This window comes from Anoxybacillus tengchongensis (genome assembly GCF_014201585.1).
Classification (GTDB): domain Bacteria; phylum Bacillota; class Bacilli; order Bacillales; family Anoxybacillaceae; genus Anoxybacillus; species Anoxybacillus tengchongensis.
In genome coordinates this window covers 1-26,948 of sequence record NZ_JACHES010000010.1, presented here as the reverse complement: position 1 = coordinate 26,948, position 26,948 = coordinate 1, and the positions used below count along the sequence as shown (strand labels likewise).

The window sequence follows — 26,948 nt, the reverse complement described above, 5'->3', positions numbered from 1 at the left end:
CAGTGGGAGAAGCGATTGTTATTACTTCTGGCAAAGGTGGCGTTGGCAAAACAACAACGACGGCAAATCTCGGAACGGCGCTAGCACTATTAGGAAAGCGTGTCTGTCTTGTTGACACCGATATCGGGTTGCGCAATCTTGACGTCATTATGGGGTTAGAAAATCGCATCATTTATGATCTTGTCGACGTTATCGAAGGACGTTGCACGGTTCAAAAAGCGCTCGTGAAGGATAAGCGGTTTGAAGATCGTCTGTATTTATTACCAGCTGCCCAAACGAGCGACAAGTCTGCGGTTACGCCGGAACAAATGAAACAACTCATTGACGATTTAAGACAAGATTACGATTATATTTTAATTGATTGTCCTGCGGGTATTGAACAAGGATATAAAAATGCTGTTGCAGGAGCGGATGAAGCGATTGTTGTGACGACACCAGACATTTCCGCTGTTCGCGATGCGGATCGAATTATCGGTCTGCTTGAAAAAGAAGAGCATATGAGACGCCCGCGTTTAATTATTAATCGCATTCGCAGCCATATGTTAAAAAATCATGATATGTTAGACATTGATGAAATTGTCATGCACTTATCTATCGATTTACTTGGTATTATTGTTGATGACGAACACGTTATTAAAGCGTCAAACAATGGTGAGCCGATTGTTCTCGATCCGAATAGCAAAGCCTCAATAGCATATCGCAACATTGCTCGGCGCCTTCTCGGCGAATCAGTGCCGCTCATGTCGCTCGATGATGAAGAGCAAAAAGGCTTTTTCTCGAAAATTAGAAAATTGTTTAGCGCTCGCTAGCACTTCCGATTGGAGGTGCTTTTTTCATTCATATCTTCCCGATTTCCCCATACATATAATACAAATAGGACGAGAGGGGTGGGAGTGTGAGCGATCGAATTGAACATATTCGAAAACGAATCGCCAAGCGGAAAAAGGAGCGTGAACGTCACGTTCAAACGATGTTGACGAATTGGAGCGAAGATGAAAAATACGGAAACCCAACGGTTGTGACGTACGAAGGGGAGCGTGAATCGTCGCTGTTTCGCAAAGATATATTTTTATTTAAAAGCTTCCTCGCAGCACTATTATTTTTTAGTGTGGCCATTTTGTTTCAATATGATTCTCCGAAAATGGAAGGAGCCCGTACGTTTGTCAAACAAGTGATGGAAAAAGATTTTCAGTTTGCGACCGTTGCTCAATGGTATGAAAAAACATTTGGCAAGCCGCTTGCGTTTTTTCCAGTAAAAAAGCAACAAGAAACAACAGCAGCATATGCCTTTCCTGCTTCAGCGCGCGTTGTAGAAACGTTCGAACATAATGGACAAGGCGTTGTCATTGAAACTGATGAAACGATTAAAGCAGTCGAAGAAGGGATTGTCGTATTTGCAGGAGTGAAAGAACCGCATGGAAAAACGGTCATTATTCAACATGCAGACGGAAGTGAAACGTGGTATGGAAAATTATCGGCTATTTCTGTAAAGCTATATGATTTTATTGAGGCGGGAAAAGAAGTAGGAAAAGCGGAGGAGAATAATCAAAAACGTATATTTTATTTTGCCGTTAAACAAGGGGATCATTTTATTGATCCAATTCAGGTGATTTCCTTTGAATAAGTGGCTATCTATTTTCATGAACATTCATATCCATCCGCTTTTTTGGTTCATTGCGCTCATAGCGATTATGACCGCTCAATTTCAGACGCTTCTTTTGTTGTTTTGGATTGTTCTTTTGCACGAACTTGGACACGTTATAGCGGCACATTTGTTTTCGTGGCGTGTGAAACGCATCTTACTTTTGCCGTTTGGTGGGGTAGCTGAGATGGATGAGCATGGGAATCGTCCGTTCCATGAAGAATTAATCGTGATACTGGCAGGTCCATTTCAGCATATTGTTATTTTTTTTATTGCATATATAGCACATAGCGCCAACATGTTATCGGATGAGTGGTATAAGCAACTGCTTGAGTACAATTTATCCATTTTACTCATTAACTTATTACCAATTTGGCCGCTCGATGGAGGAAAGTTATTGTTCCTTTATCGCACAATGCGTACATCGTTTCGACGTGCGCACGAACAAACGCTTTATGCGTCATCTTTGTTTTTAATCGCATGTTTTATTACTTTACTTATTTTTGCGCCGATGCAAATCAATTTATGGATCATCGGTCTTTTTTTAGCACATGCCATTTGGGTTGAATGGAAGCAACGAACGTACGTATGGATCCGTTTTTTACTTGAACGTTACTACGGAAAACGAATCGAATATCGGGCATTGAAGCGTCTTGTCGTCGATGCAAATGATCCGTTATTTCGCGTTCTTCTTTTGTTTCATCGTGGAAAAAAACATGCGATCCTCGTAAAGAAAAATCAAATGGAAATGGAACTTGATGAAAATGAATTGTTGTATGCTTATTTTCATGAGAAACGAACGAATGAACCGATCGGCCATTTAATTTTTACGTATTGACAATTGTTTTCTTTTTATGCTATCATCTTCTATGTTGTGTAGCACCCGTGCTACAACCGCTCAGCTAAGGCTATTTAAGCGTTCGCTTGAACCGCCTCGCAGCTGGCGAGTCTGAGTCTAATTTAGGAGGTGCAAATATGTACGCGATTATTGAAACTGGTGGAAAACAAATTAAAGTGCAAGAAGGCCAAGCGATTTACATCGAGAAAATCGATGCAGCGGAAGGCGAAACAGTAACATTCGACAAAGTGTTATTTGTAGGTGGCGAAAACGTAAAAGTTGGTAATCCTACAGTCGCTGGCGCAACAGTAACGGCGAAAGTTGAAAAACATGGTCGTCAAAAGAAGATCATCGTTTTCAAATATAAGCCAAAGAAAAACTATCGTCGTAAGCAAGGTCATCGCCAACCATACACAAAAGTTGTTATCGAAAAAATTAACGCATAAGGCGTAAGCGATGATTCGTATAACGATTAGTCGAACGGCGGAAGGGACGATTCAGTCCTTTACGATTAGCGGACACGCTCAGTTTGCGAAGCGTGGACAAGATATTGTATGTGCAGGTGTATCAGCCATTTCGTTTGGTGCGGTCAATGCGATCGTCGCCTTGACGAACGTGAAACCGATCATTCAACAAGGAAAAGATGGCTATCTTCATTGCGAACTTCCGACAATTGAAGATGCGAAAGTGCTAGCCGATGTGCAACTTCTTCTTGAAGGAATGATCGTGTCGCTCCAAACGATTGAGCGTGATTACGGTAAATATGTCAAAATAACGACGAAAACGTTGTAGGAGGTGACACGACATGTTGCGTTTAGATCTTCAGTTTTTCGCATCGAAAAAAGGAGTAGGTTCAACAAAGAACGGTCGTGATTCGATCGCAAAACGTCTTGGCGCGAAGCGTGCAGACGGTCAATTCGTCACAGGCGGTTCTATTCTTTACCGTCAACGCGGAACAAAAATTTACCCAGGATTAAACGTAGGACGCGGTGGTGACGACACACTTTACGCGAAAGTTGATGGAATCGTTCGTTTTGAGCGCATGGGTCGCGATCGTAAAAAAGTGAGCGTTTATCCTGTTGTGAAAGAAGCATAAAGAAGTGGAAAACTCTAACCGGCTTGGTTAGGGTTTTCTTTTTGTTAGCGTATGTTATAATTATAGTCAAAATGTTTATGGGAGAATGAATGATGGAGAAGCGGTGGACGATTGTGGAGGCATTGCGTCATTCCAGGCACGATTGGCTCAATAAAATTCAGTTAATTAAAGGAAATTTATCTTTACATCGGATTGATCGCGTGAATGAGATCATTCAACAAATTATCATTGAAGCAGAAAATGAAGCAAAGCTCACGAACTTACAAACAGAACAATTCGCTGAATTGCTTATGACGTATCATTGGCAAGCACGTCATATTCAACTCGAGTATGACGTGTTAGGAGAGCCACGTTCATTACATGCATATGATCATATGCTCGTTACATGGTGTCAAACATTTTTACATATGCTTGAGGAATGTTCTTCTCCACATGTTGAAAACTATGTAACGATCACGATCGATTTAACAGAGAAAAATGTACGATTATTTGTTGATTATCGTGGCATGCTTCAAAAACTAGAGACGGTAAAAACATGGATTCAAGACCATAAGCAAGATGATGCACTTACACTTTGTGATTGCGTCATTCAACAACATGAATTAACGATATGTGTAACTATTTCATCTTTTTAAATAAAAGGTGAAAAGATCGGAGGAGGAAAACGATGTTTGTTGATCAAGTGAAAATATACGTGAAAGGTGGCGACGGTGGAAACGGAATGGTCGCGTTTCGGCGCGAAAAATACGTTCCAAAAGGCGGTCCAGCGGGGGGAGACGGTGGAAAAGGTGGCGACGTCGTATTTGTTGTTGATGAAGGATTGCGAACGTTAATGGATTTTCGCTATCAACGCCATTTTAAGGCGCCACGTGGTGAACATGGCATGTCGAAAAATCAACATGGAAAAAACGCCGAAGATTTAATTGTCAAAGTGCCACCAGGAACGGTTGTTATTGACGATGAGACGAAAGAAGTGATTGCTGATTTAACAGAACATGGACAACGATTTGTCGTAGCAAAAGGTGGTCGCGGAGGACGAGGAAATACTCGATTTGCAACCGCATCGAATCCGGCACCAGAAATTGCTGAAAACGGGGAGCCGGGACAAGAACGATACGTGACGTTAGAATTAAAACTACTTGCTGATGTTGGGCTTGTCGGTTTCCCGAGCGTCGGTAAATCGACGCTATTGTCCGTCGTTTCAGCAGCGAAACCGAAAATTGCAGACTATCATTTTACGACGATCGTTCCAAATTTAGGTGTCGTTGAAACAGAAGATGGTCGTAGTTTCGTTATGGCTGATTTACCAGGTCTTATTGAAGGTGCTCATCAAGGAGTTGGACTCGGGCATCAATTTTTACGTCATATTGAGCGAACACGTGTCATTGTGCATGTCATTGATATGGCTGCCATTGAAGGACGAGATCCGTACGAAGATTATGTAGTGATTAACGAAGAATTAAAACAATATAATTTACGCCTAACAGAGCGACCACAAATTATTGTGGCGAATAAAATGGATATGCCACATGCAGAGGAACATTTGCAACAGTTTAAAGAAAAATTAAATGAAGATGTGCCGATTTTCCCAATTTCAGCAGTCACTCGTCAAGGGATTCGTGAACTGTTATTTGCCATTGCTGATTTGCTTGAGACGACGCCAGAATTTCCTCTTTATCCACAAGAGGAAGAAGCGATTCATCGCGTTGTTTACAAACTTGAAAAAGAAGAAGCTCCGTTTCATATTACGCGCGATGATGATGGAACGTTTATTTTATCAGGGGAAAAGATTGAAAAGCTATTTAAAATGACCGATTTTTCACGAGAGGAGTCCGTTCGTCGTTTTGCGCGCCAATTGCGCTCACTTGGGGTGGACGATGCACTGCGCGCTCGCGGAGCGAAAGATGGGGATATTGTGAAACTATTGAATTACGAATTTGAATTTGTTGATTAATGTGAAAGGGGGCGCTTGTGCGGTGGATAAAAAGTTTTACTTAGTGCGTGAAGATGTATTGCCTGAGGCGATGAAAAAAGTATTGGCCGCGAAAGAATTAATTGAGCGAAAAAAAGTCGATTCCGTCGCTGACGCTGTGCAACTTGTCGATGTCAGCCGAAGCGTTTTTTATAAATACCGCGACGCCGTTTTTCCATTCCATACGATGGTTCGTGAAAAAATTATTACGCTTTTTTTCCACTTAGAAGACCGTTCAGGCACCCTTTCAAAGCTATTAAGCGTTGTTGCAGCGGCCAACTGTAACGTGCTTACGATTCATCAAACGATTCCGCTTCAAGGGCGTGCAAACGTCACGCTATCGATGAGTACAAGCGAGATGACGATGACGATTGATGAGCTAATTTCGCAACTAAAACAGCTGCCTTTTGTTGAAAAAGTAGAGATTCTTGGGTCAGGGGCGTAGAGAGGAGAAGAAAGGTGAAAATCGGATATTTAGGACCAAAAGGGACGTTCACGCATGCGGCTGTTGAAGCTGTTTTCCCTCATATTCTGAACGTTCCATATCATACGATTCCGCAATGCATGGACGCTGTGCGTGACGGCGAAGTGGAGTTAGCCGTTGTTCCGTTAGAAAATGCACTTGAAGGTTCCGTCAATTTGACAATTGATTATTTAATTCATGAATGCAATTTGCCAATTGTAGGGGAAATTATCGCGCCAATTGAGCAACATTTGCTTGTTCATCCATCTCGATCGGAGCATTGGATGCATGTTGAACGTATTTATTCACATTCACATGCGATTGCTCAATGCCATAAGTTTTTACATCGTCATCTAAAAGAGGCAACGTATGAATACGTCACTTCAACAAGTGCAGCGGCTAAATATGTAAGCGAGCATCCGAACGAAAAAATTGCAGCGATTGGCAACCGTCTTGCCGCAAAACAATACGGTTTGGCGATTGCGAAAGAAAACATTCATGATTATGACTACAACCATACGCGTTTTATTGTTTTGCATCGTGAACGTTGTTTATTGCCTGTAAAAGATCAAGAAGACGGGTTTAAAACGACGCTAATGGTTATGTTGCCGAAAGATCAAGCAGGAGCGCTTCATCAAGTGTTATCGGCGTTTGCATGGCGAAAGCTCAACTTAACAAAAATTGAATCCCGACCGGCGAAAACAGGACTTGGAAACTACTTTTTTATCATCGATATCGATCAAAAAATGGATGACGTTTTAATTCCTGGAGCGATTGCAGAACTAGAAGCACTGGGCTGTACGGTGCAACTACTAGGTAGCTATCCGTATTATACCGTGAAAAAAACATCCCTCGTGTAAAGGGATGTTTTTATTCAATTAAAAACCGAGCTTGTTTTAGAGCAGCGCATGCTTCATCTAACTTTTCTACGCAATCGGCTTCGAGCGTGTGCAAATGCACGCCGTCTGTCAGTTGAGATAAATAGGCGGATTTCGTTTCGTTAATTTTTCGAATAAATTCATCTACTTCTAGTCGATTGCTGACCATAATAGATGCTGTTAAGTCACCATATACTGGATGTTCAATTTTAACGTCCTTAACCGTCACCCCATGGTCGACAATGATATACAGTTCATCTTTCGTTTGTTCGGGTGTGTGACAACAAGCGATCACGCGTGTGTACATATGAGTAGAAGAAGATGATAAATATAAGTACCCTTGACTTGTTGCAATAATCGGTTCGTTCCTTGCCTTTAATAAGGAAATATCTTGAACAATGACTTGGCGACTTACGTTTGTTTTATTCGCCAATTCTGTGCCTGTCATCGGGCGATGATTCTCCTTCAGCCATTGCAAAATGAGTGCCCGTCGTTCTTCCCCTAGTAATTTCTTTTCTTTTTTCATGTTGACATCCTTTCTTTTTGAAGCTGTTCAAGTACAGAAACAACCGTTTCTACATCATTTTTTGTTGTACGTACACCAAACGATAGACGAATGAACTGCTTCGCTTCATCTTCCTCCTTGCCGATGGCGATCATCGTTTTTGAAGGTGCTTGCTTTCCGACTTGACATGCGCTGCCAGTAGAAATCGCAATCCCATGACGATTGCAGTGCAACATGACATATTGCCCTTCAAAGCCGTGGACGAGACAGCCAACGATTTGTGGCAATTGGTCAGTTGGATGCTCAAAAACTGTTATCGGCAGTTGTTTTTGGGTGATTTGTTCAACAAAATAACGACGCAATTCATTCATATGTTGTTGAACTGTGTTTCGCTTGTTTTCAGCTTCAAGCGCAGCAGTTGTAAAAGAAGCGATGCCTGGCACGTTGACTGTTCCCGGTCGAAATCCGCCTTCATGTGTCGTGTTTGGTAGCGACATGTGCCAACGTACGCGTGGGTTCATGTAAACAGCTCCAACCCCTTTTGGACCATAAATTTTATGGCTAGAGATGGATATGCTATCAAGATGGAACTGTTTCACATCTATCGGTATTTTACCAAAAGTTTGTACACAATCGCTATGAAAGACAATTTGTTTTTTCTTTAATAACTCTCCAATTTGTTTCAACGGCTGAATTGTACCGATTTCGGAATTCGCATGTTGAATAGACACGAGAATCGTTTCCTCTGTCAATGCCCGTTCAAGCGCCTTCATATCAACTTGTCCGAAACGATCAACAGGCACGTACGTAACGGTAAACCCTTCTTGCTCAAGCTGAGCGCATACAGCATGAACGGAAGCGTGTTCGACGCTTGATGTAATAATATGCTTCCCTTTATGACGATGGGCATAAGCAAGCGAACGAATGGCGAGGACGTTTGCTTCTGTTCCTCCACTTGTAAAATATATTCCTTTTTCTTCGCCACTAACGAGTTGAGCGATTTGTTTTCGGCAAATGGTAAGTAGTTCATTTGCCGCTGTTCCGATGTCATGAAGACTGCTTGCGTTTCCAAAATATTTTTTTGCACTTTCTACATAAACAGCTAACGCTTCTTCACTCATTGGCGTCGATGCAGCGTAATCTAAATAAATCATCTCATTCACCAACTTCCAAAACAAAAGTCTTGTCATCAGTTTAAATATATGTCAATATAGGTGTCAAGACAGTATGAAATGGAGGAACATCCATGCGTGAAGCGGATGTGATTATTGTTGGTAGCGGCCTTGCAGCGTTAATGGTTGCCTACCATTTATGTGAGTATAAAAATGTGATCATTTTCACGAAGTCAAATAAAGAAACAAGTAATTCTTGGCTTGCTCAAGGAGGAGTGGCTGCTGCCATTCATCCGAATGATCATTGGCTATCTCACTATGAAGATACAATCATCGCAGGGTGTGAACATAATGACGACGAGGCGGTACGCATTTTAGTTCAAGAAGGACGTGAAGCGATTCAACATTTTATGAACATCGGTTTTTTATTTGATGTGGACGAACGTGGACAGCTCCTTTTTGGACAGGAAGGTGCGCATCGCATGAAGCGTATTTTACATGCTGGAGGAGATGCGACTGGAAAAAATATGGTGTTCTTCTTATTTGAGAAGCTTTCCGGACGCGTGACGTTTATTGAAAACGATCCTGTCATTGATTTACTTGTTTCTGATGGACATTGTGTGGGCGTACAGACGAAACATAGAACGTATACCGCCAATGCAACGATTATTGCAACAGGTGGAATTGGACAGTTGTACACGTTTACATCGAACGCTGAAACGGCAACAGGTGATGGAATTGCAATGGCGTATCGCGCAGGTGCAGCTGTTACGGATATGGAGTTTGTACAGTTTCATCCGACAATGCTCTATGTGAATGGAAAGGCGGTCGGTCTCATTTCCGAAGCGGTGCGTGGTGAAGGAGCCATTTTAGTGACCGATGACGGTCGTCAAGTGATGGATGGGGTGCATCCACAAAAAGATTTAGCTCCACGTGACGTCGTATCTCGAGCGATTGACCATGAAATAAAAAACGGTCATCGCGTATTTTTAAATATTTCTATGATCCCACACTTCCCATCCCGTTTTCCGACGATCACATCCCTTTGTGAGCGCTATCACGTCGATTGGCGTAGCGGACTCATCCCTGTTGTTCCGGGAGCCCATTTTTTAATGGGAGGGATCGTTGTAAATATGGATGGGGAAACGACGCTACCGGGATTGTATGCGGTTGGAGAGGCAGCATGTACAGGTGTACATGGTGCAAACCGTTTAGCGAGCAATTCGTTGCTTGAAGCGCTTGTCTTTAGTAGAAGATTGGCTTTTCACTTATTGCAAAAAACAGGGCAACATCGGACGTTAAAGAAAAGTGAAAGAAAAGAAAATCAATTACGTATTGTGTTACCAACAAGAGACGAAATTCAGCATGTAATGACGCAATATGTCGGCATTGTTCGCGATTATGACAAATTGTTTCAAGCAAAACGATGGTTTGAACAATATTCCATTCATGAACTCGTCACCGTGGCACCTGAGGAGGATGATGAGAAACGGACGATCATATATATGTTAATCGTTGGATGGCTTATCACAACTTCCGCTTTGCAAAGAAAAGAAAGTCGCGGTGCTCACTATCGAAGCGATGAACCGTTTGAAAAAATGTATTGGGAAAAACGACGTATCATACGCACGAAAGCAGAGCATTTCACGAAGGAGGGGTTCCGTTGAATGAGTTAAAGTTAAAAGAACTACTCAAACAGTTTTTTTTAGAAGATATTGGAGAACGTGATGTGACGAGCGAAACGATTTTTTCTCCGATGGATGAAGGAAGGGCGATATTTGTTGCCAAAGAAGATGGAATGATCGCAGGTGTATCGATTATTGAAATCGGGTATAAGTTATTACACTCGTCGATCGCATGTCAATTGTATAAACGAGATGGAGAACGTGTGAAAAAAGGGGAACCGATTGCTGTCGTTTCCGGTCCAATGATTCCGCTTTTATCAGGTGAGCGCGTCATTTTAAACTTACTTCAGCGCATGAGTGGTATTGCCACGTTGACAAACCAAGCCGTTCGAGCACTTAACAGCAATCATACACGCATTTGTGATACGCGAAAAACAACACCAGGACTTCGCATGTTAGAAAAATATGCGGTGACATGCGGTGGTGGATATAATCATCGCTTCGGTTTATATGATGGGGTGATGATTAAAGATAATCATATTGCGTTTTGCGGGTCGATTAAAAAAGCAGTAGAACGTGTTCGTTCCCAACTTGGTCATATGGTAAAAATTGAAGTAGAAACGGAAACGAAACAACAAGTCATCGAAGCGGTTGAAGCAGGGGCGGATATCATTATGTTTGATAACCGTACACCGGAAGAAATTCGCGAATTTGTCCAACTCGTCCCATCGTCCATCATTACAGAAGTTTCAGGCGGAATTACGCTTGAAAATATTGCACAATATCGAGATACAGGGGTTGACTACATTTCGTTAGGCATGTTAACGCACTCAGCAAAAGCGCTAGACATTAGTTTAAACGTGCAGTAGGAGGAATAAAGAATGAACGTATTACAATTGATGCAACAACAAGATGCGATGCCAGAGACGTATAAACAGTTGTCGGTTGAAGAAATGGAAGAACGAGTGGCTCGTGTCAAACAAAAGCTCGGCGCTCGTTTATTTATCCCAGGTCACCATTATCAAAAGGACGAAGTCATTCAATTTGCAGATGCGACAGGCGATTCATTGCAATTGGCGCAAGTGGCAGCGAAAAATAAAGAAGCTGAATATATTGTATTTTGTGGCGTGCATTTCATGGCGGAAACTGCTGATATTTTAACGAGTGACGAACAAATCGTCATTTTACCAGATATGCGCGCAGGCTGTTCGATGGCTGATATGGCAGAAATTGAACAAGTTGAACGAGCGTGGCCAATATTGCAACAATTGTTCGGAGATACGATTTTACCGTTAACGTACGTCAACTCTACAGCTGCAATTAAAGCGTTTGTCGGTTTGCATGGCGGGGCAACAGTGACATCATCAAATGCGAAAAAAATGGTCGCATGGGCGTTTACACAACAAGAGCGTATTTTCTTTTTGCCCGATCAACATTTAGGAAGAAATACAGCATACGATCTTGGCGTTCCGTTAGAACAAATGGCCGTATGGGATCCGGCTACAAATACATTGCAATACGAGGGAGATGTTCAAAAGATTAAAGTAATCTTATGGAAGGGTCATTGTTCTGTTCATGAAAACTTTACTGTGAAACATATTGAACATATTCGAAAAACAAAGCCAGATATGAAAATTATTGTTCATCCAGAATGTAGCTGGGAAGTGGTGCAACAAGCGGATGATGCGGGATCAACGAAATACATTATCGAAACGATTGCTAACTCACCAGCAGGAAGCAAATGGGCAATCGGAACAGAAATGAATTTAGTAAATCGCATCATTCAGCAACATCCAGATAAAGAAATCGTGTCGTTAAACCCGTATATGTGTCCATGTTTAACGATGAACCGCATTGATTTACCGCATTTACTTTGGGCGCTCGAATCGCTTCATGAAGGAAAAGTTGTAAACCGTATTACCGTGCCAAACGATGTAGCGGAAGGAGCGATGTTAGCACTTGAGCGCATGTTAGCCCGTGCATAAGATCGGCATTTTTTTTGCCGGTCTTTTTTATTTTTATCATAAAAAAAGCTTTCCGTTCATAAGTTATGTTGAAGTCTAGTAGCGACAAGCTGAACATGACATACACGTCACGTCTGAACATAGGAGGGGGAAACACGTGAAAATTCATATCGTTCAAAAAGGGGATACACTTTGGAAAATTGCAGAAAAATATGGGGTTGATTTTGAAGAGCTAAAAAAAATGAACGCTCATTTAAGCGATCCGAATTACATTATGCCAGGTATGAAAATTAAAGTACCAACACCAGCCACACCAGTAAAACCTGTCAAAAAGGAAACACCGAAAGTTTCAGTTGATGTGGATATTCATGTAAACAAAAAAGAGCAACCATTACAACAACCGCAAAACGTTGAACCGATAGCAAAAGAAATTCCAATTGCAAAGACACCGGAGAAAAAAGAAGAACCGAAACAAGAGATGCCGCTTTTGCCACCAAAGCCGCCAAATATTATGCCAAATATGATGGAACATGACGAAGATATGCAAATACCACCATTTCCAGATATTCCACCGATTCCACCAACACAAGCGCCAATGATGGAGGAGCAACCACAACAACCGATGCAGCCGCAGCCTGTTCCGATGCCGTTGCCAGTGCCGATGCCTTGCATTCCTATTTCACCGATAATGCCAGGATATGGTTTTTACCCATGGATTCCACCGATGTATCCTGTCATGCCATGGGCATATCCGCAAGGAATGATGAATACCGATGATTGCGGATGCGGTGAATCGCAACAGACGCCATATATGCCACAAATGCCAAGCGGCATGAATGAATATTCGCAGCAGACACAACAAGCACCGACTCCGAATCAAATGTATCCATCACAAATGCCGTATGGTGAAAATATGCCAATGGCACAGCAACCGATGTATATGCCGCAACAAGCAATGCCGTACGGTCCATACGGATGGCAGCAAACGTGGCCGGTACAGCCATACGGAGTAAACCCATATTTTTCTGTTCCTTATCGTGAGGAAGAAGAGGGGCAATAATGTCGCCTCTTTTTCTTTTTGTTTTTTGTGTGATAAAATGAACATGATCATGTTGCAAAGAAAGGAATGTACATACATGGAACAAAAAATTGAAAAATTAATTGTATGGCTTCGTGAACGCGTACAAGAAGCAGGGATGAACGGAGCCATTGTCGGCATTAGTGGCGGCATCGACTCAGCGGTCGTTGCTCATTTAATTAAGCGAGCGTTTCCTAATCACTCATTAGGGCTCATTATGCCATGTAAAAGCAATCCAAAAGATCAAGAAGATGCATTGAAAGTTGTAGAAAGTTGTGGCATTGACCATCATGTCATCGACTTAACAGAAACGCATCGCGTATTATTTGGCGAAATTGAAAAGCAATTAAAAGAGAAAGAACAATGGAACGAGCAAGCTGCCCGTCTTGGTGATGCGAATACGCGCGCACGGTTGCGCATGACAACGTTGTATGCGGTCGCTAACAATTACGGCTATCTTGTTGTCGGAACGGACAATGCGGCCGAATGGCATACCGGCTATTTTACAAAATACGGTGACGGTGGCGTTGATTTAGTTCCGCTCGTTCATTTTACAAAAGGTGAAGTACGCGAAATGGCTCGTATTCTCGGTGTACCTGAAGAAATTATTACAAAAGCGCCTAGCGCAGGTCTTTGGGAAGGGCAGACAGATGAAAACGAAATGGGTACAACATATGACATGATTGACAAATATTTAAAAGGTGAGCCAATTCCAGAACGCGACCGTGCCATTATTGAACGACTTCATGAACGTTCACATCATAAGCGACAATTAGCCATTGCTCCACCAAAATTTTAACAGCGATAAAACCCTTTTTTTGCGCCAAGCTAATGATGTAGACGCATTGTCTACAAAAGCGAAAAGGGGGTTTTTTCTTTGCGGAAGCGAATCGTCGCTCTCGGTACAGTCCTCGCACTTAGCGGGTTAGTTGCTTGTAATAATCAAGCGCTTGATACACGTTATACCGATCGCACACGTCCGATCGGATATTACTCAAACGAAAACGATATGACTGGGTTTCAATATGGCCGCTACGGTACAGAGCGTTTAAACGGAAACGTTCGTCAAGTGCGTGACAACGACGGACCGATTACGGAAATGCTTGATCGTGGCATGGATCGAACGATGCGGACACCACAAGTGGATCGCAATTTTAGCCGCGCTGATCGCAACTATCACGGGCATTTAAATACGATGGATGAACGTACGCGCCCATCGTATTACCGTAACTATAACGGAGCGTTAGCTGAAAAAATTGCGAAGCGTGCCGCAAGCGTCGCCAACGTAAAAGACGCCCGTGCTGTTGTTTCAGGGGAACGTGTCGTCGTTGCAGTATCAACGACAGAGAAAAATACAACGCGTATTGAACGTCTCGTTCGTCAAGCGATCGCCCCATATACAGCGGGCAAAACCGTTCGCGTAGTTGCAAATGAAAGCATGTACAACCGTATTCGTACGCTCGACAATGATATTCGCGACGGTGGCCCAATGGATCAACTAGAGCGTGATATTCGTGACATATTTAACGATATGGGCGATATGATCGAACGCCCATTCATGAATCGTGGATAAAAGAACAGGGGCTTCCCCCTGTTCTTTTTTATGCATTTTTGTTATAGTTTTTTATGGACATTTTTCACATATGAGAGGGGATCCGAATGGCAGGACATTCTAAGTGGAAAAATATTCAACGTCGCAAAAACGCACAAGATGCGAAACGTGGAAAACTATTTATGAAATTGGCGAAGGAAATTTACGTGGCGGCCAAAATGGGCGGTGGCGATCCAACAACAAACGCTACGTTGCGTCTTGCGATTGAAAAAGCAAAATCGGCTAACATGCCGAACGAAAATATTGAACGTGCGATTAAAAAAGCAACGGGAAATCAAGAGCATACACATTATGAGGAAATTCGTTATGAAGGGTATGGACCAGGCGGCGTAGCGGTCATGGTTATTTGCTTAACCGACAATAAAAATCGGACAGCTTCCAACGTTCGTGTAGCATTTTCAAAAAATGGTGGAAACTTAGGAGAGACGGGATGCGTTTCGTATTTATTTGATCGAAAGGGATTAATAGTCATCGCACGTGAAGGTTTAGATATAGATGAAGATGAGATGTTGTTACAAGCGATTGAAGCTGGCGCAGATGAAATGGAGACGACGGAAGACTCATTTGAAATTTATACATCCCCAGAACAGTTCGAGCAAGTAAAAAATACGTTAGCTACGCAAGGATTTGTATTTGCAACAGCTGAAATAACAATGATTCCGCAAACGTATACGACGTTAACAGGTGACGATTTAACGAAAATGTTAAAACTGATTGATATGCTTGAAGACGATGATGATGTACAAGAAATTTATCATAACTTAGATGAATCGATGTTAGAATAAAGTTAGAATAAACGGTCTTGCGATGGCAAGACCGTTTAATTTTGGAGAAAATGGTCAACATATGAATGAGGTGAGAACGATGAATATTGTACTGACACTATGGCTTAGTTTATTTTTTGCACAGAGTGCATCCTCTGTACACATGACAATCATTTTAGAGACCGTATATATGGATGGGGAAGTGAGTGAGGAAATAAAGGAAGAAACGGTAACATCGATGAAAGACATTTGGAACAAATATAAAGATTGGCATCTGGTCAATATGGATGACGAGCAAATTGTTTTTCAACGATATGTTGACGATTTGTCACCATTAACGAAAGCAGGATATTTCGGTCTTACTAAAGATGGAACACTTTCTATTTTTGAAGGAAAGCCAGGTGAATCCTCTCGCGTGATCCAGTCGTTTTTTCAAATTGATGTAAAAAAACTTGAAAGTCATGAACGGGAGAAATTAGAAAAAGGCATTTCTGTTCGTTCGAAAAGAAATTACAAACGCGTCATTGAAGCGTATGAGCCGTTTGGAAAATAAGCCCGCACATCAAGCGGGCTTTTTTATATGTTTAATCGTGTCTTGCTGTACGCTTTCCGCTTTTCTCATCTTATGTTAAAATGAAAGGCGTGGGAAAAGGAGGACGAGCCGTTGATTGAATTTATTCGTGGATACGTCGATTACGTTTGTCCGGAATATATCGTCGTTGAAAATAATGGAATAGGCTATCAAATTTTTACCCCAAATCCGTTTTCATTTCACATTAGCAAACAGGAACAGATCATCGTATATACATATCATTATGTGCGTGAAGATGTGCTTGCGCTTTACGGATTTCACACTCGCCAAGAGCGAACGTTATTTGCTAAACTATTGCAAGTATCAGGCATCGGACCGAAAGGGGCGCTCGCCATTTTAGCGGCTGGCCAGCTTGAGCAATTGGTTGAAGCGATTGAAGCAGAAGATGATAAGTTTTTATGTAAGTTTCCAGGCGTCGGGAAGAAAACAGCACGGCAAATGATTTTAGATTTAAAAGGAAAACTGCAAGCCATTGTACCTGATGCTTTCCCAAATTTATTTACAGAACCGTTTGAAGCGATAGACTCGCTTTCTGAAGCTCTTGAAGCGTTAAAGGCGCTCGGTTATTCGGACAAAGAAATTCAAAAAGTCGTGCCGATTTTAAAACAAGAGCGGTTATCGACAGAAGGATATATTAAGCTCGCTTTACAAAAACTACTGAAGTAAGGGGGATGCATGATGGAAGAGCGTCTCATTTCAAGCGCAGCTGACTATGATGATGCATCGCTTGAATACAGTCTTCGCCCAAAACAGTTACGGGAATATATTGGACAACAAAAAGTAAAAGAAAACTTAACCGTATTTATTGAAGCAGCGAAAATGCGCGGAGAGACGCTTGATCATGTGTTGTTGTATGGGCCGCCGGGGCTTGGAAAAACGACGCTTGCCGCTATTATTGCAAATGAAATGGGTGTACAATTGCGTACAACAGCCGGACCAGCGATTGAGCGCCCTGGGGATCTAGCTGCCATTTTAACAACGCTTGAGCCTGGTGATGTACTATTTATTGATGAAATACATCGTTTGCCGCGAGCAGTGGAGGAAGTATTGTATCCAGCAATGGAGGACTTTTGTTTAGATATTGTCATCGGCAAAGGACCGGCTGCTCGCTCTGTCCGTCTCGATTTGCCGCCATTTACGCTCGTAGGGGCAACAACAAGATCTGGCGCACTCTCTGCTCCGCTTCGTGATCGTTTTGGTGTGTTAAGTCGTTTAGAATATTATACTTCTGATGAGCTCGCGCACATTGTGAAACGAACGGCGCACATTTTTGCGGTAGAAATCGAGGAAGAAGCAGCGTTTGAAATTGCACGTCGTTCACGAGGTACACCGCGTATCGCGAACCGATTGTTGCGACGTGTACGCGATTTTGCTCAAGTGCGCGGTGATGGGACGATTACGTTTCTTTTAGCAAATGAGGCGCTCGAGCAATTGCAAGTTGATCGTTTAGGATTAGACCATCTTGACCATAAACTACTAAAAAGCATGATGGAAAAATTCCGCGGTGGACCAGTCGGATTAGAAACGATTGCAGCAACGATTGGAGAAGAGGCGCAAACGATTGAAGATGTATATGAACCGTATTTGTTACAAATCGGCTTTTTACAACGCACACCGCGTGGACGAATCGTTACACCGCTTGCATATAATCATTTCGGTTTGGAGGTGCCGCAATGACGAACTTACCAAAAACAATCATGCTTATTGGTGTCGTTCTTATCATTGTCGGTTTTTTGATGCAATTTATTAAAATTGGACGTTTGCCAGGAGACATCGTCATTAAAAAAGAAAATGCAACATTTTATTTCCCGATCATGACATCAATTATTTTAAGTGTCGTTTTATCGCTTATTTTTTATATCATTGGTCGTTTTCGTTGATGGAATTAAAGAAAGGAACGTGGATATGAAAGTCGATTTATTTGATTTTTATTTGCCGGAAGAACTCATTGCCCAAACCCCGCTTCCAAATCGAGAAGCGTCACGTCTCATGGTGCTCGATAAAAGAACAGGCGAAGTAACGCATGAGCCAACATTTCGTTCCATTTTATCTTATTTGAAAGAAGGCGATTGCCTTGTTTTAAACGATACGCGTGTATTGCCAGCTCGTCTGTATGGAGAAAAAGAAGGAACAGGGGCACATATTGAAGTGCTCTTATTAAAACAGCTCGATGGCGATCAATGGGAGACGCTTGTCAAGCCAGCGAAGCGCGTGAAAATCGGAACGACGCTTTCATTTGGTGATGGTCGTTTACGTGCAACATGTGTAGCCGAGCTAGAACATGGTGGACGCATTCTTTCGTTTTCATATGATGGCATTTTTCTTGAAGTACTTGAGTCGCTTGGCGAAATGCCGCTTCCTCCGTACATTAAAGCACAGCTTCATGACCGCGAAAGATATCAAACTGTTTATGCACGTGAAGCAGGCTCAGCTGCGGCTCCGACAGCAGGGTTACATTTTACAGAACAACTTCTTGAAGATGTACGGAAAAAAGGGGTGCATCTTGCCTTTATTACGTTGCACGTCGGATTAGGAACGTTTCGTCCGGTCAACGTAGAAAACATTGAAGAACATGATATGCATGCAGAGTTTTATCAAATGTCAGAAGGCACTGCGCAATTGCTGAACGATGTAAAAGCAAAAGGCGGACGCATTATCGCTGTTGGGACGACTTCAACACGCACATTGGAGACGATCGCATCTCGTCACGATGGAACGTTTGTTGCTGAAAGCGGCTGGACGGACATTTTTATTTATCCGGGCTATACGTTTCGTGCCATTGACGGAATGATTACAAATTTCCATTTGCCAAAGTCGACGCTCATTATGCTTGTTAGTGCGTTAGCTGGGCGAGAGCATGTATTGCGCGCTTACGAAGAAGCAGTAAAAGAGCGTTACCGATTTTTTAGCTTTGGTGATGCGATGCTCATTATATAGATTGAGAAAGGGGACTATATGTGACACCAATTCGTTACGAACTCATTAAAACATGTAAACAAACGGGCGCGCGTCTTGGCATTCTTCATACACCGCACGGCTCGTTTGAAACACCGATGTTTATGCCTGTCGGTACACTTGCGACTGTAAAGACGCTTTCACCTGAAGAATTAAAGGAGATGGGAGCAGGCGTCATTTTAAGCAATACGTATCATTTATGGCTTCGACCAGGGCATGACATCGTCAAAGAAGCCGGTGGTCTCCACTCATTTATGAACTGGGATCGTGGCATTTTAACGGACTCTGGTGGGTTTCAAGTGTTTAGTTTAAGCGAATTTCGCCGCATTGAAGAAGAAGGCGTATATTTCCGAAATCATTTAAACGGTGATAAATTATTTTTATCGCCAGAAAAAGCGATGGAAATTCAAAATGCGCTCGGGTCTGATATTATGATGGCATTTGACGAATGCCCACCATATCCTGCAACGCATGAATATATGAAGCGGTCAGTTGAGCGAACGAGCCGTTGGGCAGAGCGGTGCTTAAAAGCACATCAACGTCCGAATGAGCAAGGACTATTCGGCATCGTACAAGGCGGAGAGTTTGAAGATTTGCGCAAACAAAGTGCCCACGATTTAGTGTCGCTTGATTTTCCAGGATATGCGGTCGGCGGCTTGTCCGTTGGTGAGCCGAAAGAAGTGATGAATCGCGTATTGGAATTTACAACGCCATTACTGCCAGCAAATAAACCACGTTATTTAATGGGGGTAGGCTCTCCTGATTCACTTATTGACGGAGCGATTCGCGGCATTGATATGTTTGACTGTGTGTTACCGACGCGCATTGGTCGCAACGGAACGGTCATGACAAGTGAAGGTCGGGTCGTCATTAAAAATGCCAAATATGCGCGTGATTTTTCACCGCTTGATCCGAACTGTGATTGTTATACGTGCCGTAATTATACGCGTGCATATATTCGCCATTTAATTAAATGCGATGAAACATTTGGTATCCGCCTTACATCTTACCATAATGTGTACTTTTTGATAAAATTAATGGAGCAAGTGCGACAAGCGATTCGGGAAGATCGCCTTGGCGATTTCCGTGAACAGTTTTTTGAACAATACGGTTTTAATAAGCCGAATGCGAAAAACTTTTAGAAAGGGGTGAAAATATGGAAACTGTAGCGAGCTTACTACCACTTATTTTATTCTTTGCGATTTTTTACTTTTTGCTGATCCGCCCGCAACAAAAACGCCAAAAGGCTGTTCAACAAATGCAGGCGAACTTGCAAAAAGGAGACAAAGTCATTACGATTGGCGGATTGCATGGTATCATCGACTCGCTTGATGAAAATACAGTCGTCATTCGCGCTGGTGACGGTTCGCGTCTTACATACGATCGTGCGGCGATTCGCGAAGTCGTGAATGAAAAATAAGACAGGTTTGTTGCCTGTCTTATTTTTATGCGCTCCGTGAACGAGATGTCGCTACGTTGACACCGATCATCCCACCGATGATGGCTGTGACAAGAAACGCTGCATGGTATCCCCACTGTTTGAGCGAAAACGCTTGATCCATACCGAGAAATTGAAATAAAAAAATAATCGTTGTAAACATGGCGCTTGTCGCCCCGCCAAGCATCCAGCCGCGCGTTTTTCCTTTCCCACCTGCAATAAACCCACCAAAAAACAAGGATAAAAATGCGAGAACGTGCATGACCCATTGCAACGATGTTTCATCATAACTTGTCAACTTCAACAAAACAGCAAATATAAAGCTACATAGGATAGCGCTTATAAAAATCGTTATGACCCCATGAAAAATAGCACGAATCATTCGTAACCCTCCTTCCTGCATTTAGTACAAACATATTCGGTCGTCCATTTGTTTAGAATAAAAACGTACAACAAATGAGGGGGGATTAATGTGGAGTACGTAACGATTATTTTACGAACGTTATTATTGTATGGGGTGATTTTATTTATTTTCCGTGTGATGGGGAAAAGAGAAATTGGTGAGTTGAGCATTTTAGATTTAGTTGTTTTTATCATGATTGGGGAAATGGCAGTCATTGCGATTGAACAGCCAAAAGACTCGATTTTTCACACGATCGTGCCGATGATTGTATTAACGATCGCCCAAATTGCTTTTGCATATTTTTCTTTAAAAAGCGAAATGTTTCGTCGTCTCGTTGATGGGTCACCGACGATCATTATCAACAACGGAAAAATTGATGAAAAAGCGATGCGAAAACAACGATACAACTTTGACGATTTGCTTATTCAATTGCGAGAAAAAAATATTAAAAACATTGCGGATGTCGAGTTTGCCATTTTAGAGCCATCTGGTAAACTGTCCGTATTTGAAAAAGAAAAAGGAAAAAAGAAAACACCGTCTTTAGCGTTACCGCTTATTAAAGACGGTGTCATTCAAGAAGAGCATTTAGCTCTCATCAACCAAACGAGCGCATGGTTAATTAAACAACTAAAAAAACGCGGATATGAGCGAATGGACGACATTTCGTATTGTACATATGAAAATGGAACGTTTTATATTGACGAAAAAGATGAGTGACTATCGAAACAATTGGCGAAACTCATCTTTTTCAATTAGACGAAATGCTTGAGCAAGAACGAGGTATATGAACGTCATGATTGCGATGGTGACAATGGTTTTGATAAGCAATGAAAATGGTAAAAGCGGAACGATCCAATGTCCAACTGTCGCCACAGAAACGATGACGATGAGATGGGCGATGTATGATTTTACGTGCAAAGAAAGCGAAATGGCTTTCACGATCGTTGCCGCATGTAACAGTGTCACGATCATTATGCCAACTGTGATGGCTAGCGCAGCACCCATAATGCCGAGCGATGGTTGGGAGGCGAGCCAAAAAATAAGCGCTGTTTTAACGATAGCACCGATGAGGCTATTTGTCATTGCTTCTTTTGCTAAATCGAGCGCCTGTAAAACGGCTTGTAGTGGACCTTGCAAGTAATAAAAGATGAAAAACGGGGCCATCGCTTGAATAAAGATTGCTGCTTGATTGGGGCCATACATAAGATACATCAGCTCTTCTGCCAACACGTACAACACAACAATAGATAGTCCCCCGGCTAAAAGTGATAACCGTACAGCTTGATGTAAGCGATATTCGATTAAACGATATTGTTTTTGGGCAGCCGCTTCACTAATTGCTGGAACGAGTGAAGTGGCGAGCGCGTATGTAATAAATGAAGGAAGCATTAAAAGGGGAAGTGCATATCCGGTAAGCTCCCCGTATTGTTTTGTCGCATGGATGGCAGTAATGCCGGCAAGCGCTAAACTTTGCGCAACGACAATCGGTTCAAAAAACCATGCGATTGATCCAATCATTCGGCTTCCAAGTGTAGGCACAGCAATGCGCATGAGTGAAACGAACGTATCCTTTCCTTCTTTTACGTAAGCGAAAAAGCGATAACGAATGCGAATCGGCTTTTTTCGTTTAAACGTAATGAATAAATAAACGAGCGATACAAATTCCCCAACGACTGCAGAAACCATTGCCCCTGCTGCAGCATATTCGATTCCATATGGCAAAAAAGCGGTTGTAAAAGCAGCGATAAGTGTGATGCGCACTGCCTGTTCGAGCAATTGGGAATACGCATATGGCTTCATTTGCTGTCTTCCTTGAAAATATCCACGTAAAACGGAAGACACAGCGACAATTGGGACGACTGGTGCAATGGCAATGAGCGGATAATAAACGCGCGCATCTGTAAATAACGATTTAGAAATTATTGGAGCTGTGGCGAGTAAGGCTGGGAAAAAGATCATACTTAAAACGATTGTAATGGATAAGGATACAACTAATATTTTTTTTATTTTTCGTCTGTCGCCCACTGCTTCCGCTTCAGCGACAAGCTTTGAAATAGCGACAGGGAGGCCGAACTGTGTAATCGTAATGGCTAACACAAGTGTTGGAACTGCCATCATATATAACCCGACGCCTTCTTCACCAATGAGACGAGCAACAACAATGCGATTAATAAAGCCGAGTATGCGTGTCAACAATCCCGCAACAATTAAAATAATCGTTCCTTTCAAAAATTTGGACATGTTCCTCCCTACCTTCTCAAATGCGGTCATCTTTTATACAATGAAATATATGCACATGTTGGCCAAGCATGACAAAATGGGAGAGATGAATATGAACCGTGAACAATTAATGCCAGCACTACAAAGTAAAGTAGATGAGTTAAAGTTGCTCGGTTACGAGCAAGCAACGATTGAAGATGTATGGAATTGTTTAATGGTGAAAAAATGGAAAAAAAACAAAGAAGAAAAACGGTTGTTTGAGCTTGTCAATGACGTTTTATCGTTGCGGGCAAGCGATTATATGGCGTATGTTGTCCAAAAGGAGCAAAAGCACGACCGTTGGTTTACGGAAGAAGGGCTTTCAGAATTAGAACAATTGTTTTAATCGTTCGTTTGGAAATTGACAGAAAGTGTACTGTCATTCATAATTTGTTTTGTTGGTAAAAATTCTGGCAGACGCCAGAATAGAGGAGGATTTTTATGGTAAAACGTAGTCGCATCATTGCTTTTTTCCTTCTTGTCGTTTTACTAGGCGGCATGATGGGAACAACAGCAGAGAAAATCGTAAAAAATATTAAACTCGGTTTAGACTTGCAAGGTGGCTTTGAAATTTTATACGAAGTGAAGCCGACAAAAGAAGGAGAAAAAATTACGAAAGATGTGTTGCTTAGCACGGTAAGCGCATTAAATAAACGCATTAACGTGCTTGGGGTGAGCGAACCGCGCATTGATGTAGAAGGGAACGATCGTATTCGCGTTCAATTAGCAGGGGTGAAGGATCAAAATAAAGCGCGTGAAATTTTATCTACAGAGGCGAAGTTAACGTTTCGCGACGTACATGACAACGTATTAATGGATGGGAGCGACCTTGTCGAGGGAGGCGCGAAACAAACGTTTGATGATAAAGGAAAACCAAGTGTTGCAATTAAATTAAAAGATGCCAATAAGTTTAAAGAAGTCACGCAAAAAGTATTAAGTATGGCACCAAACAACGTGCTTGTTATTTGGCTTGATTTCGACGAAGGTGTTGACTCGTACGCAAAAGAAGTAGGAAAAGAGCATCCGAAGTTTATTTCGGCAGCACAAGTCAACGAAGTGTTCAATCAGACAGATGTTTCGATCGTTGGAAATTTCACTGTTGAAGAAGCAAAACAATTAGCTGATTTATTAAACGCAGGCGCGCTCCCTGTTGAGTTAAAAGAAATTTATTCCACATCGGTCGGTGCGCAGTTTGGTGAACAAGCGTTACAAAAAACGATTTTTGCTGGCGTCATCGGCATTGCGTTCGTCTTTTTGTTTATGCTTATTTTTTATCGTTTGCCGGGAATTGTCGCTGTCGTTACATTAAGCGTATATATTTATCTCATCTTGCTTGTCTTTGATTGGATGAACGGAGTATTGACGCTACCGGGAATTGCAGCACTCATTCTCGGGGTTGGTATGGCAGTCGATGCAAACATCATTACATACGAGCGTATTAAAGATGAGTTAAAGCTTGGCAAATCGCTCATGTCAGCATATCGCATCGGAAATCGCGGTTCTTTCGGTACCATTTTAGATGCAAACATTACAACGATTATTGCTGGTGTTGTTTTGTTTGCATACGGGACGAGCTCTGTTAAAGGGTTTGCGACAATGCTCATTATTAGTATTTTAGCGAGCTTTATTACAGCAGTATATGGAACGCGTGTATTGCTCGGTTTGCTTGTGAAAAGTCGCGTGTTTGATAAAAAACCACATTATTTTGGCGTTAATCCAAAAGATGTGTTAGATATTGCGAAAGTGACAGATGATACGGATGTGCCGACAAAGTTTGCACGTCTCGATTTTGTGAAACGAAGTAAGCTATTTTTTATCGTTTCAGGAGCAATGTTCGCCATCGGGCTTGTATTATTGCTAACTGCAAAATTAAATCTAGGGATTGATTTCTCTAGCGGTACGCGCGTTGATTTAATGAGCGAAAAACCACTGACAACAGAAGAAGTGAAGCAAGAGTTAAAACAATTACAGCTCGAACCGAAAGATGTCGTCTTGTCTGGCAATAACAATGAAATGGCCATTGTACGTTTTCTTGGGGTACTTGACCAAAAAGAAATTTCACAATTAAAATCACATTTTAAAGAAAAATACGGAATAGAGCCGAACGTAAGCACCGTATCGCCGACAGTCGGAAAAGAATTAGCGCGTAATGCGTTTATTTCCGTACTCATCGCTTCTATCGGCATCATCATTTATGTAACAGTTCGCTTTGAAATGTATATGGCAATTGCAGCTATTGTTGCGCTATTGCATGATGCATTTTTCATCATCGCTTTCTTCAGTTTAACTCGTTTAGAAGTCGATTTAACGTTTATTGCGGCTGTGTTAACGATCGTTGGTTATTCAATTAACGATACGATCGTGACGTTTGATCGCATTCGTTATTTAATGAAAAAGCGGAAAGTAAAAACGGTCGACGATTTAAAAGACATCGTCAACAAAGCATTACAACAAACGTTCGGTCGCTCGATCAATACGGTATTAACGGTCGTCTTCACAGTCATTGCGCTTTTATTATTCGGCAGTGAAGCCATTCGTAATTTCTCATTTGCATTGCTTGCTGGTTTAATTTCCGGCACATATTCTTCACTATTTATTGCCGCGCAATTATGGCTCATTTGGAAAGCAAAGCAATTGAAAAAAGGAAAACAAAAACGCGACCAATTAGAAGCAGAACCAGAGTTATAAACGTCGTGGCGCATGCCGCGACGTTTTTTCATAGCGTGAATAGGATACACTAAAAAAAACAAAAGGGAAAGGAAGCGAATGGGGTGAATGAACAAGCGCGCTTTCGACAAGCTCAATTTGCCGCAATGGTTGGCGTTGTTGGCAACGTTGTTTTAGCAGTAATCAAAGGATGGATTGGGATGATTGCAAACAGTAAGGCGTTGATTGCTGATGCGGTACATTCTGCTTCTGACGTAGCAGGATCGCTTGCTGTATGGATCGGGTTGCGTGTCGCAAAACAACCACCCGACGATGATCACCCTTATGGACATGGGAAGGCGGAATCGATCGCTGCGATTATTGTGGCAGTTTTACTTTTTCTCGTCGGAGTAGAAATTGGTACTTCTTCTTTTTCTTCTTTTTTTCAACCCATTGAACCGCCGAAAATGCTCGCTGTCTATGCTGTCGTTTTGTCAATTGTTGTGAAAGAGGCTATGTTTCGCTACAAGTATGCTTTAGGAAAGAAAATTAAAAGCGATGCTATTATTGTGAATGCGTATGAGCATCGTTCGGATGTTTTTTCTTCCATTGCAGCATGCATTGGCATTATTGCTGCGATGTTAGGTGAAACCTTACAAGCACCATGGCTCGTTTATGCTGATCCCGTTGCAGGGCTATTCGTTTCGTTGCTCGTTTTAAAAATGGCGTGGAAACTAGGAGCAGAGTCGATTCATCATGCACTTGATCATGTGTGGCACGAAGAAGAAACGGTGCATTTGCGCGAAGCTGTTCTTTCGTTTCCAGAAGTTAAACGTATCGATTCCCTTTTTGCACGCCAACACGGTCATTACGTCGTTGTTGATTTAAAAATTGCTGTCGCACCACATTTAACTGTTTCAGAGGCACATGAAATTGGGAAGAGGGTAAAAGAAAAGCTTTTATCGCTTCCACAAGTGCATAATGTGATGGTGCATATGAATCCATATGATGAAGTATGAGTAAAATGTTTGTGGGAGAAAAAAAGACAGGTTCCTGATTTGGTATAATCAGGAACCTGTCCGATATGTAAGCAAAATAGATGAAAA

At 42.1% G+C, this 26,948-nt stretch carries 32 protein-coding genes and 1 other annotated feature; of the genes, 28 read left to right on the top strand and 4 right to left on the bottom strand.

What is annotated here, in order from left to right; translation table 11 throughout:
* Positions 1 to 2 precede the first annotated feature (2 nt).
* From minD to pheA, 10 genes are all read left to right on the top strand, one after another.
* The gene (minD, locus tag HNQ82_RS11020; RefSeq protein WP_032100211.1) at positions 3 to 809 is read left to right on the top strand and encodes a septum site-determining protein MinD; all 807 of its coding nucleotides are present in this window, start codon (positions 3 to 5) and stop codon (positions 807 to 809) included.
* An 86-nt stretch (positions 810 to 895) separates the two neighbouring features.
* Complete coding sequence (locus tag HNQ82_RS11015) at positions 896 to 1,624, top strand: peptidoglycan DD-metalloendopeptidase family protein (protein ID WP_183249607.1); 729 nt, start codon at positions 896 to 898, stop codon at positions 1,622 to 1,624.
* Entirely contained in the window at positions 1,617 to 2,480 is an 864-nt protein-coding gene (locus HNQ82_RS11010; RefSeq protein WP_183249605.1) for a site-2 protease family protein, read from the top strand. The genes HNQ82_RS11015 and HNQ82_RS11010 overlap by 8 nt, the downstream gene beginning before the upstream one ends.
* Positions 2,481 to 2,524: 44 nt before the next feature.
* Positions 2,525 to 2,603 (top strand) — a sequence feature (ribosomal protein L21 leader region).
* 14 nt (positions 2,604 to 2,617) lie between these two features.
* The gene (rplU, locus tag HNQ82_RS11005) at positions 2,618 to 2,926 is read left to right on the top strand and encodes a 50S ribosomal protein L21 (protein ID WP_003396311.1); all 309 of its coding nucleotides are present in this window, start codon (positions 2,618 to 2,620) and stop codon (positions 2,924 to 2,926) included.
* A gap of 10 nt (positions 2,927 to 2,936) precedes the next feature.
* Positions 2,937 to 3,272, top strand: coding sequence for a ribosomal-processing cysteine protease Prp (locus tag HNQ82_RS11000; protein ID WP_183249602.1), 336 nt, complete (start codon positions 2,937 to 2,939; stop codon positions 3,270 to 3,272).
* 13 nt (positions 3,273 to 3,285) lie between these two features.
* A complete protein-coding gene (rpmA, locus tag HNQ82_RS10995; protein ID WP_003396301.1) occupies positions 3,286 to 3,576 on the top strand; it encodes a 50S ribosomal protein L27 in 291 nt (96 codons plus the stop codon).
* Positions 3,577 to 3,668: 92 nt separating this feature from the next.
* On the top strand, positions 3,669 to 4,211 hold the full coding sequence (locus tag HNQ82_RS10990; protein ID WP_246349008.1) for a Spo0B C-terminal domain-containing protein: 543 nt from the start codon (positions 3,669 to 3,671) through the stop codon (positions 4,209 to 4,211).
* 32 nt (positions 4,212 to 4,243) lie between these two features.
* Complete coding sequence (obgE, locus tag HNQ82_RS10985; RefSeq protein WP_183249599.1) at positions 4,244 to 5,530, top strand: GTPase ObgE; 1,287 nt, start codon at positions 4,244 to 4,246, stop codon at positions 5,528 to 5,530.
* Positions 5,531 to 5,552: 22 nt separating this feature from the next.
* A complete protein-coding gene (locus HNQ82_RS10980; protein ID WP_032100204.1) occupies positions 5,553 to 5,993 on the top strand; it encodes an ACT domain-containing protein in 441 nt (146 codons plus the stop codon).
* A gap of 14 nt (positions 5,994 to 6,007) precedes the next feature.
* A complete protein-coding gene (pheA, locus tag HNQ82_RS10975) occupies positions 6,008 to 6,871 on the top strand; it encodes a prephenate dehydratase (RefSeq protein ID WP_055441828.1) in 864 nt (287 codons plus the stop codon).
* Between the two features lie 10 nt (positions 6,872 to 6,881).
* On the opposite strand, the gene HNQ82_RS10970 is transcribed toward pheA, so the two are convergent.
* Positions 6,882 to 7,415: a transcription repressor NadR gene (locus HNQ82_RS10970; RefSeq protein ID WP_183249597.1), complete on the bottom strand. Its 534-nt coding sequence runs from the start codon at positions 7,413 to 7,415 to the stop codon at positions 6,882 to 6,884.
* Positions 7,412 to 8,548, bottom strand: a complete 1,137-nt coding sequence (locus HNQ82_RS10965; RefSeq protein WP_183249596.1) for an IscS subfamily cysteine desulfurase — start codon at positions 8,546 to 8,548, stop codon at positions 7,412 to 7,414. The genes HNQ82_RS10970 and HNQ82_RS10965 overlap by 4 nt, the downstream gene beginning before the upstream one ends.
* Before the next feature lie 92 nt (positions 8,549 to 8,640).
* Between HNQ82_RS10965 and nadB the strand changes: the two genes are divergently transcribed.
* The 14 genes from nadB (at position 8,641) to yajC (ending at position 20,516) form a co-directional block, all read left to right on the top strand.
* Positions 8,641 to 10,173 carry an L-aspartate oxidase gene (gene nadB, locus HNQ82_RS10960; RefSeq protein WP_183249594.1) on the top strand — a complete coding sequence of 511 codons (1,533 nt, stop codon included), beginning with the start codon at positions 8,641 to 8,643 and terminating at the stop codon, positions 10,171 to 10,173.
* Complete coding sequence (gene nadC / locus HNQ82_RS10955) at positions 10,170 to 11,000, top strand: carboxylating nicotinate-nucleotide diphosphorylase (RefSeq protein WP_183249592.1); 831 nt, start codon at positions 10,170 to 10,172, stop codon at positions 10,998 to 11,000. Before nadB ends, nadC begins: the two co-directional genes overlap by 4 nt.
* A 12-nt stretch (positions 11,001 to 11,012) precedes the next feature.
* On the top strand, positions 11,013 to 12,116 hold the full coding sequence (gene nadA, locus HNQ82_RS10950) for a quinolinate synthase NadA (RefSeq protein ID WP_183249589.1): 1,104 nt from the start codon (positions 11,013 to 11,015) through the stop codon (positions 12,114 to 12,116).
* A gap of 136 nt (positions 12,117 to 12,252) precedes the next feature.
* Entirely contained in the window at positions 12,253 to 13,155 is a 903-nt protein-coding gene (locus HNQ82_RS14705; protein ID WP_183249587.1) for a SafA/ExsA family spore coat assembly protein, read from the top strand.
* A gap of 76 nt (positions 13,156 to 13,231) precedes the next feature.
* On the top strand, positions 13,232 to 13,972 hold the full coding sequence (nadE, locus tag HNQ82_RS10940) for an NAD(+) synthase (RefSeq protein WP_183249585.1): 741 nt from the start codon (positions 13,232 to 13,234) through the stop codon (positions 13,970 to 13,972).
* A 78-nt stretch (positions 13,973 to 14,050) separates the two neighbouring features.
* Entirely contained in the window at positions 14,051 to 14,746 is a 696-nt protein-coding gene (locus HNQ82_RS10935; protein WP_183249583.1) for a YhcN/YlaJ family sporulation lipoprotein, read from the top strand.
* Positions 14,747 to 14,832: 86 nt separating this feature from the next.
* Positions 14,833 to 15,570, top strand: a complete 738-nt coding sequence (locus HNQ82_RS10930) for a YebC/PmpR family DNA-binding transcriptional regulator (protein WP_183249581.1) — start codon at positions 14,833 to 14,835, stop codon at positions 15,568 to 15,570.
* Positions 15,571 to 15,631: 61 nt separating this feature from the next.
* On the top strand, positions 15,632 to 16,102 hold the full coding sequence (locus HNQ82_RS10925; protein WP_183249741.1) for a BofC C-terminal domain-containing protein: 471 nt from the start codon (positions 15,632 to 15,634) through the stop codon (positions 16,100 to 16,102).
* Positions 16,103 to 16,213: 111 nt separating this feature from the next.
* Positions 16,214 to 16,807, top strand: coding sequence for a Holliday junction branch migration protein RuvA (gene ruvA, locus HNQ82_RS10920; protein WP_032100193.1), 594 nt, complete (start codon positions 16,214 to 16,216; stop codon positions 16,805 to 16,807).
* A gap of 12 nt (positions 16,808 to 16,819) precedes the next feature.
* Positions 16,820 to 17,818: a Holliday junction branch migration DNA helicase RuvB gene (gene ruvB, locus HNQ82_RS10915; RefSeq protein WP_183249579.1), complete on the top strand. Its 999-nt coding sequence runs from the start codon at positions 16,820 to 16,822 to the stop codon at positions 17,816 to 17,818.
* On the top strand, positions 17,815 to 18,021 hold the full coding sequence (locus tag HNQ82_RS10910) for a DUF2905 domain-containing protein (RefSeq protein WP_183249577.1): 207 nt from the start codon (positions 17,815 to 17,817) through the stop codon (positions 18,019 to 18,021). Before ruvB ends, HNQ82_RS10910 begins: the two co-directional genes overlap by 4 nt.
* A gap of 25 nt (positions 18,022 to 18,046) precedes the next feature.
* Positions 18,047 to 19,078: a tRNA preQ1(34) S-adenosylmethionine ribosyltransferase-isomerase QueA gene (gene queA, locus HNQ82_RS10905; protein ID WP_183249575.1), complete on the top strand. Its 1,032-nt coding sequence runs from the start codon at positions 18,047 to 18,049 to the stop codon at positions 19,076 to 19,078.
* Between the two features lie 20 nt (positions 19,079 to 19,098).
* The gene (gene tgt, locus HNQ82_RS10900; RefSeq protein ID WP_183249573.1) at positions 19,099 to 20,238 is read left to right on the top strand and encodes a tRNA guanosine(34) transglycosylase Tgt; all 1,140 of its coding nucleotides are present in this window, start codon (positions 19,099 to 19,101) and stop codon (positions 20,236 to 20,238) included.
* A 14-nt stretch (positions 20,239 to 20,252) separates the two neighbouring features.
* Entirely contained in the window at positions 20,253 to 20,516 is a 264-nt protein-coding gene (gene yajC / locus HNQ82_RS10895) for a preprotein translocase subunit YajC (RefSeq protein WP_006320470.1), read from the top strand.
* Between the two features lie 25 nt (positions 20,517 to 20,541).
* On the opposite strand, the gene HNQ82_RS10890 is transcribed toward yajC, so the two are convergent.
* Positions 20,542 to 20,916, bottom strand: coding sequence for a TIGR04086 family membrane protein (locus tag HNQ82_RS10890; protein WP_183249571.1), 375 nt, complete (start codon positions 20,914 to 20,916; stop codon positions 20,542 to 20,544).
* Between the two features lie 90 nt (positions 20,917 to 21,006).
* On the opposite strand from HNQ82_RS10890, the gene HNQ82_RS10885 reads away from it, so the two are divergent.
* A complete protein-coding gene (locus tag HNQ82_RS10885; RefSeq protein WP_183249569.1) occupies positions 21,007 to 21,654 on the top strand; it encodes a YetF domain-containing protein in 648 nt (215 codons plus the stop codon).
* Here HNQ82_RS10885 and spoVB read toward each other — a convergent pair whose 3' ends face one another.
* Complete coding sequence (gene spoVB, locus HNQ82_RS10880) at positions 21,655 to 23,178, bottom strand: stage V sporulation protein B (RefSeq protein ID WP_183249567.1); 1,524 nt, start codon at positions 23,176 to 23,178, stop codon at positions 21,655 to 21,657.
* Positions 23,179 to 23,269: 91 nt separating this feature from the next.
* Between spoVB and HNQ82_RS10875 the strand changes: the two genes are divergently transcribed.
* From HNQ82_RS10875 to HNQ82_RS10865, 3 genes are all read left to right on the top strand, one after another.
* Entirely contained in the window at positions 23,270 to 23,542 is a 273-nt protein-coding gene (locus HNQ82_RS10875) for a post-transcriptional regulator (protein WP_032100186.1), read from the top strand.
* A gap of 95 nt (positions 23,543 to 23,637) precedes the next feature.
* Entirely contained in the window at positions 23,638 to 25,884 is a 2,247-nt protein-coding gene (gene secDF, locus HNQ82_RS10870; RefSeq protein WP_032100185.1) for a protein translocase subunit SecDF, read from the top strand.
* A gap of 83 nt (positions 25,885 to 25,967) precedes the next feature.
* Complete coding sequence (locus HNQ82_RS10865; RefSeq protein WP_183249565.1) at positions 25,968 to 26,861, top strand: cation diffusion facilitator family transporter; 894 nt, start codon at positions 25,968 to 25,970, stop codon at positions 26,859 to 26,861.
* Positions 26,862 to 26,948 lie beyond the last annotated feature (87 nt).

Coding starts and splice junctions, on each gene's coding strand:
- rplU (WP_003396311.1), top strand. CDS start 2,618: ATGTACGCGATTATTGAAACTGGTGGAAAACAAATTAAAGTGCAAGAA.
- HNQ82_RS11000 (WP_183249602.1), top strand. CDS start 2,937: ATGATTCGTATAACGATTAGTCGAACGGCGGAAGGGACGATTCAGTCC.
- rpmA (WP_003396301.1), top strand. CDS start 3,286: ATGTTGCGTTTAGATCTTCAGTTTTTCGCATCGAAAAAAGGAGTAGGT.
- HNQ82_RS10990 (WP_246349008.1), top strand. CDS start 3,669: ATGGAGAAGCGGTGGACGATTGTGGAGGCATTGCGTCATTCCAGGCAC.
- obgE (WP_183249599.1), top strand. CDS start 4,244: ATGTTTGTTGATCAAGTGAAAATATACGTGAAAGGTGGCGACGGTGGA.
- HNQ82_RS10970 (WP_183249597.1), bottom strand. CDS start 7,415: ATGAAAAAAGAAAAGAAATTACTAGGGGAAGAACGACGGGCACTCATT.
- HNQ82_RS10965 (WP_183249596.1), bottom strand. CDS start 8,548: ATGATTTATTTAGATTACGCTGCATCGACGCCAATGAGTGAAGAAGCG.
- nadB (WP_183249594.1), top strand. CDS start 8,641: ATGCGTGAAGCGGATGTGATTATTGTTGGTAGCGGCCTTGCAGCGTTA.
- nadA (WP_183249589.1), top strand. CDS start 11,013: ATGAACGTATTACAATTGATGCAACAACAAGATGCGATGCCAGAGACG.
- nadE (WP_183249585.1), top strand. CDS start 13,232: ATGGAACAAAAAATTGAAAAATTAATTGTATGGCTTCGTGAACGCGTA.
- HNQ82_RS10930 (WP_183249581.1), top strand. CDS start 14,833: ATGGCAGGACATTCTAAGTGGAAAAATATTCAACGTCGCAAAAACGCA.
- HNQ82_RS10925 (WP_183249741.1), top strand. CDS start 15,632: ATGAATGAGGTGAGAACGATGAATATTGTACTGACACTATGGCTTAGT.
- ruvB (WP_183249579.1), top strand. CDS start 16,820: ATGGAAGAGCGTCTCATTTCAAGCGCAGCTGACTATGATGATGCATCG.
- HNQ82_RS10910 (WP_183249577.1), top strand. CDS start 17,815: ATGACGAACTTACCAAAAACAATCATGCTTATTGGTGTCGTTCTTATC.
- queA (WP_183249575.1), top strand. CDS start 18,047: ATGAAAGTCGATTTATTTGATTTTTATTTGCCGGAAGAACTCATTGCC.
- yajC (WP_006320470.1), top strand. CDS start 20,253: ATGGAAACTGTAGCGAGCTTACTACCACTTATTTTATTCTTTGCGATT.
- HNQ82_RS10890 (WP_183249571.1), bottom strand. CDS start 20,916: ATGATTCGTGCTATTTTTCATGGGGTCATAACGATTTTTATAAGCGCT.
- spoVB (WP_183249567.1), bottom strand. CDS start 23,178: ATGTCCAAATTTTTGAAAGGAACGATTATTTTAATTGTTGCGGGATTG.
- HNQ82_RS10875 (WP_032100186.1), top strand. CDS start 23,270: ATGAACCGTGAACAATTAATGCCAGCACTACAAAGTAAAGTAGATGAG.
- secDF (WP_032100185.1), top strand. CDS start 23,638: ATGGTAAAACGTAGTCGCATCATTGCTTTTTTCCTTCTTGTCGTTTTA.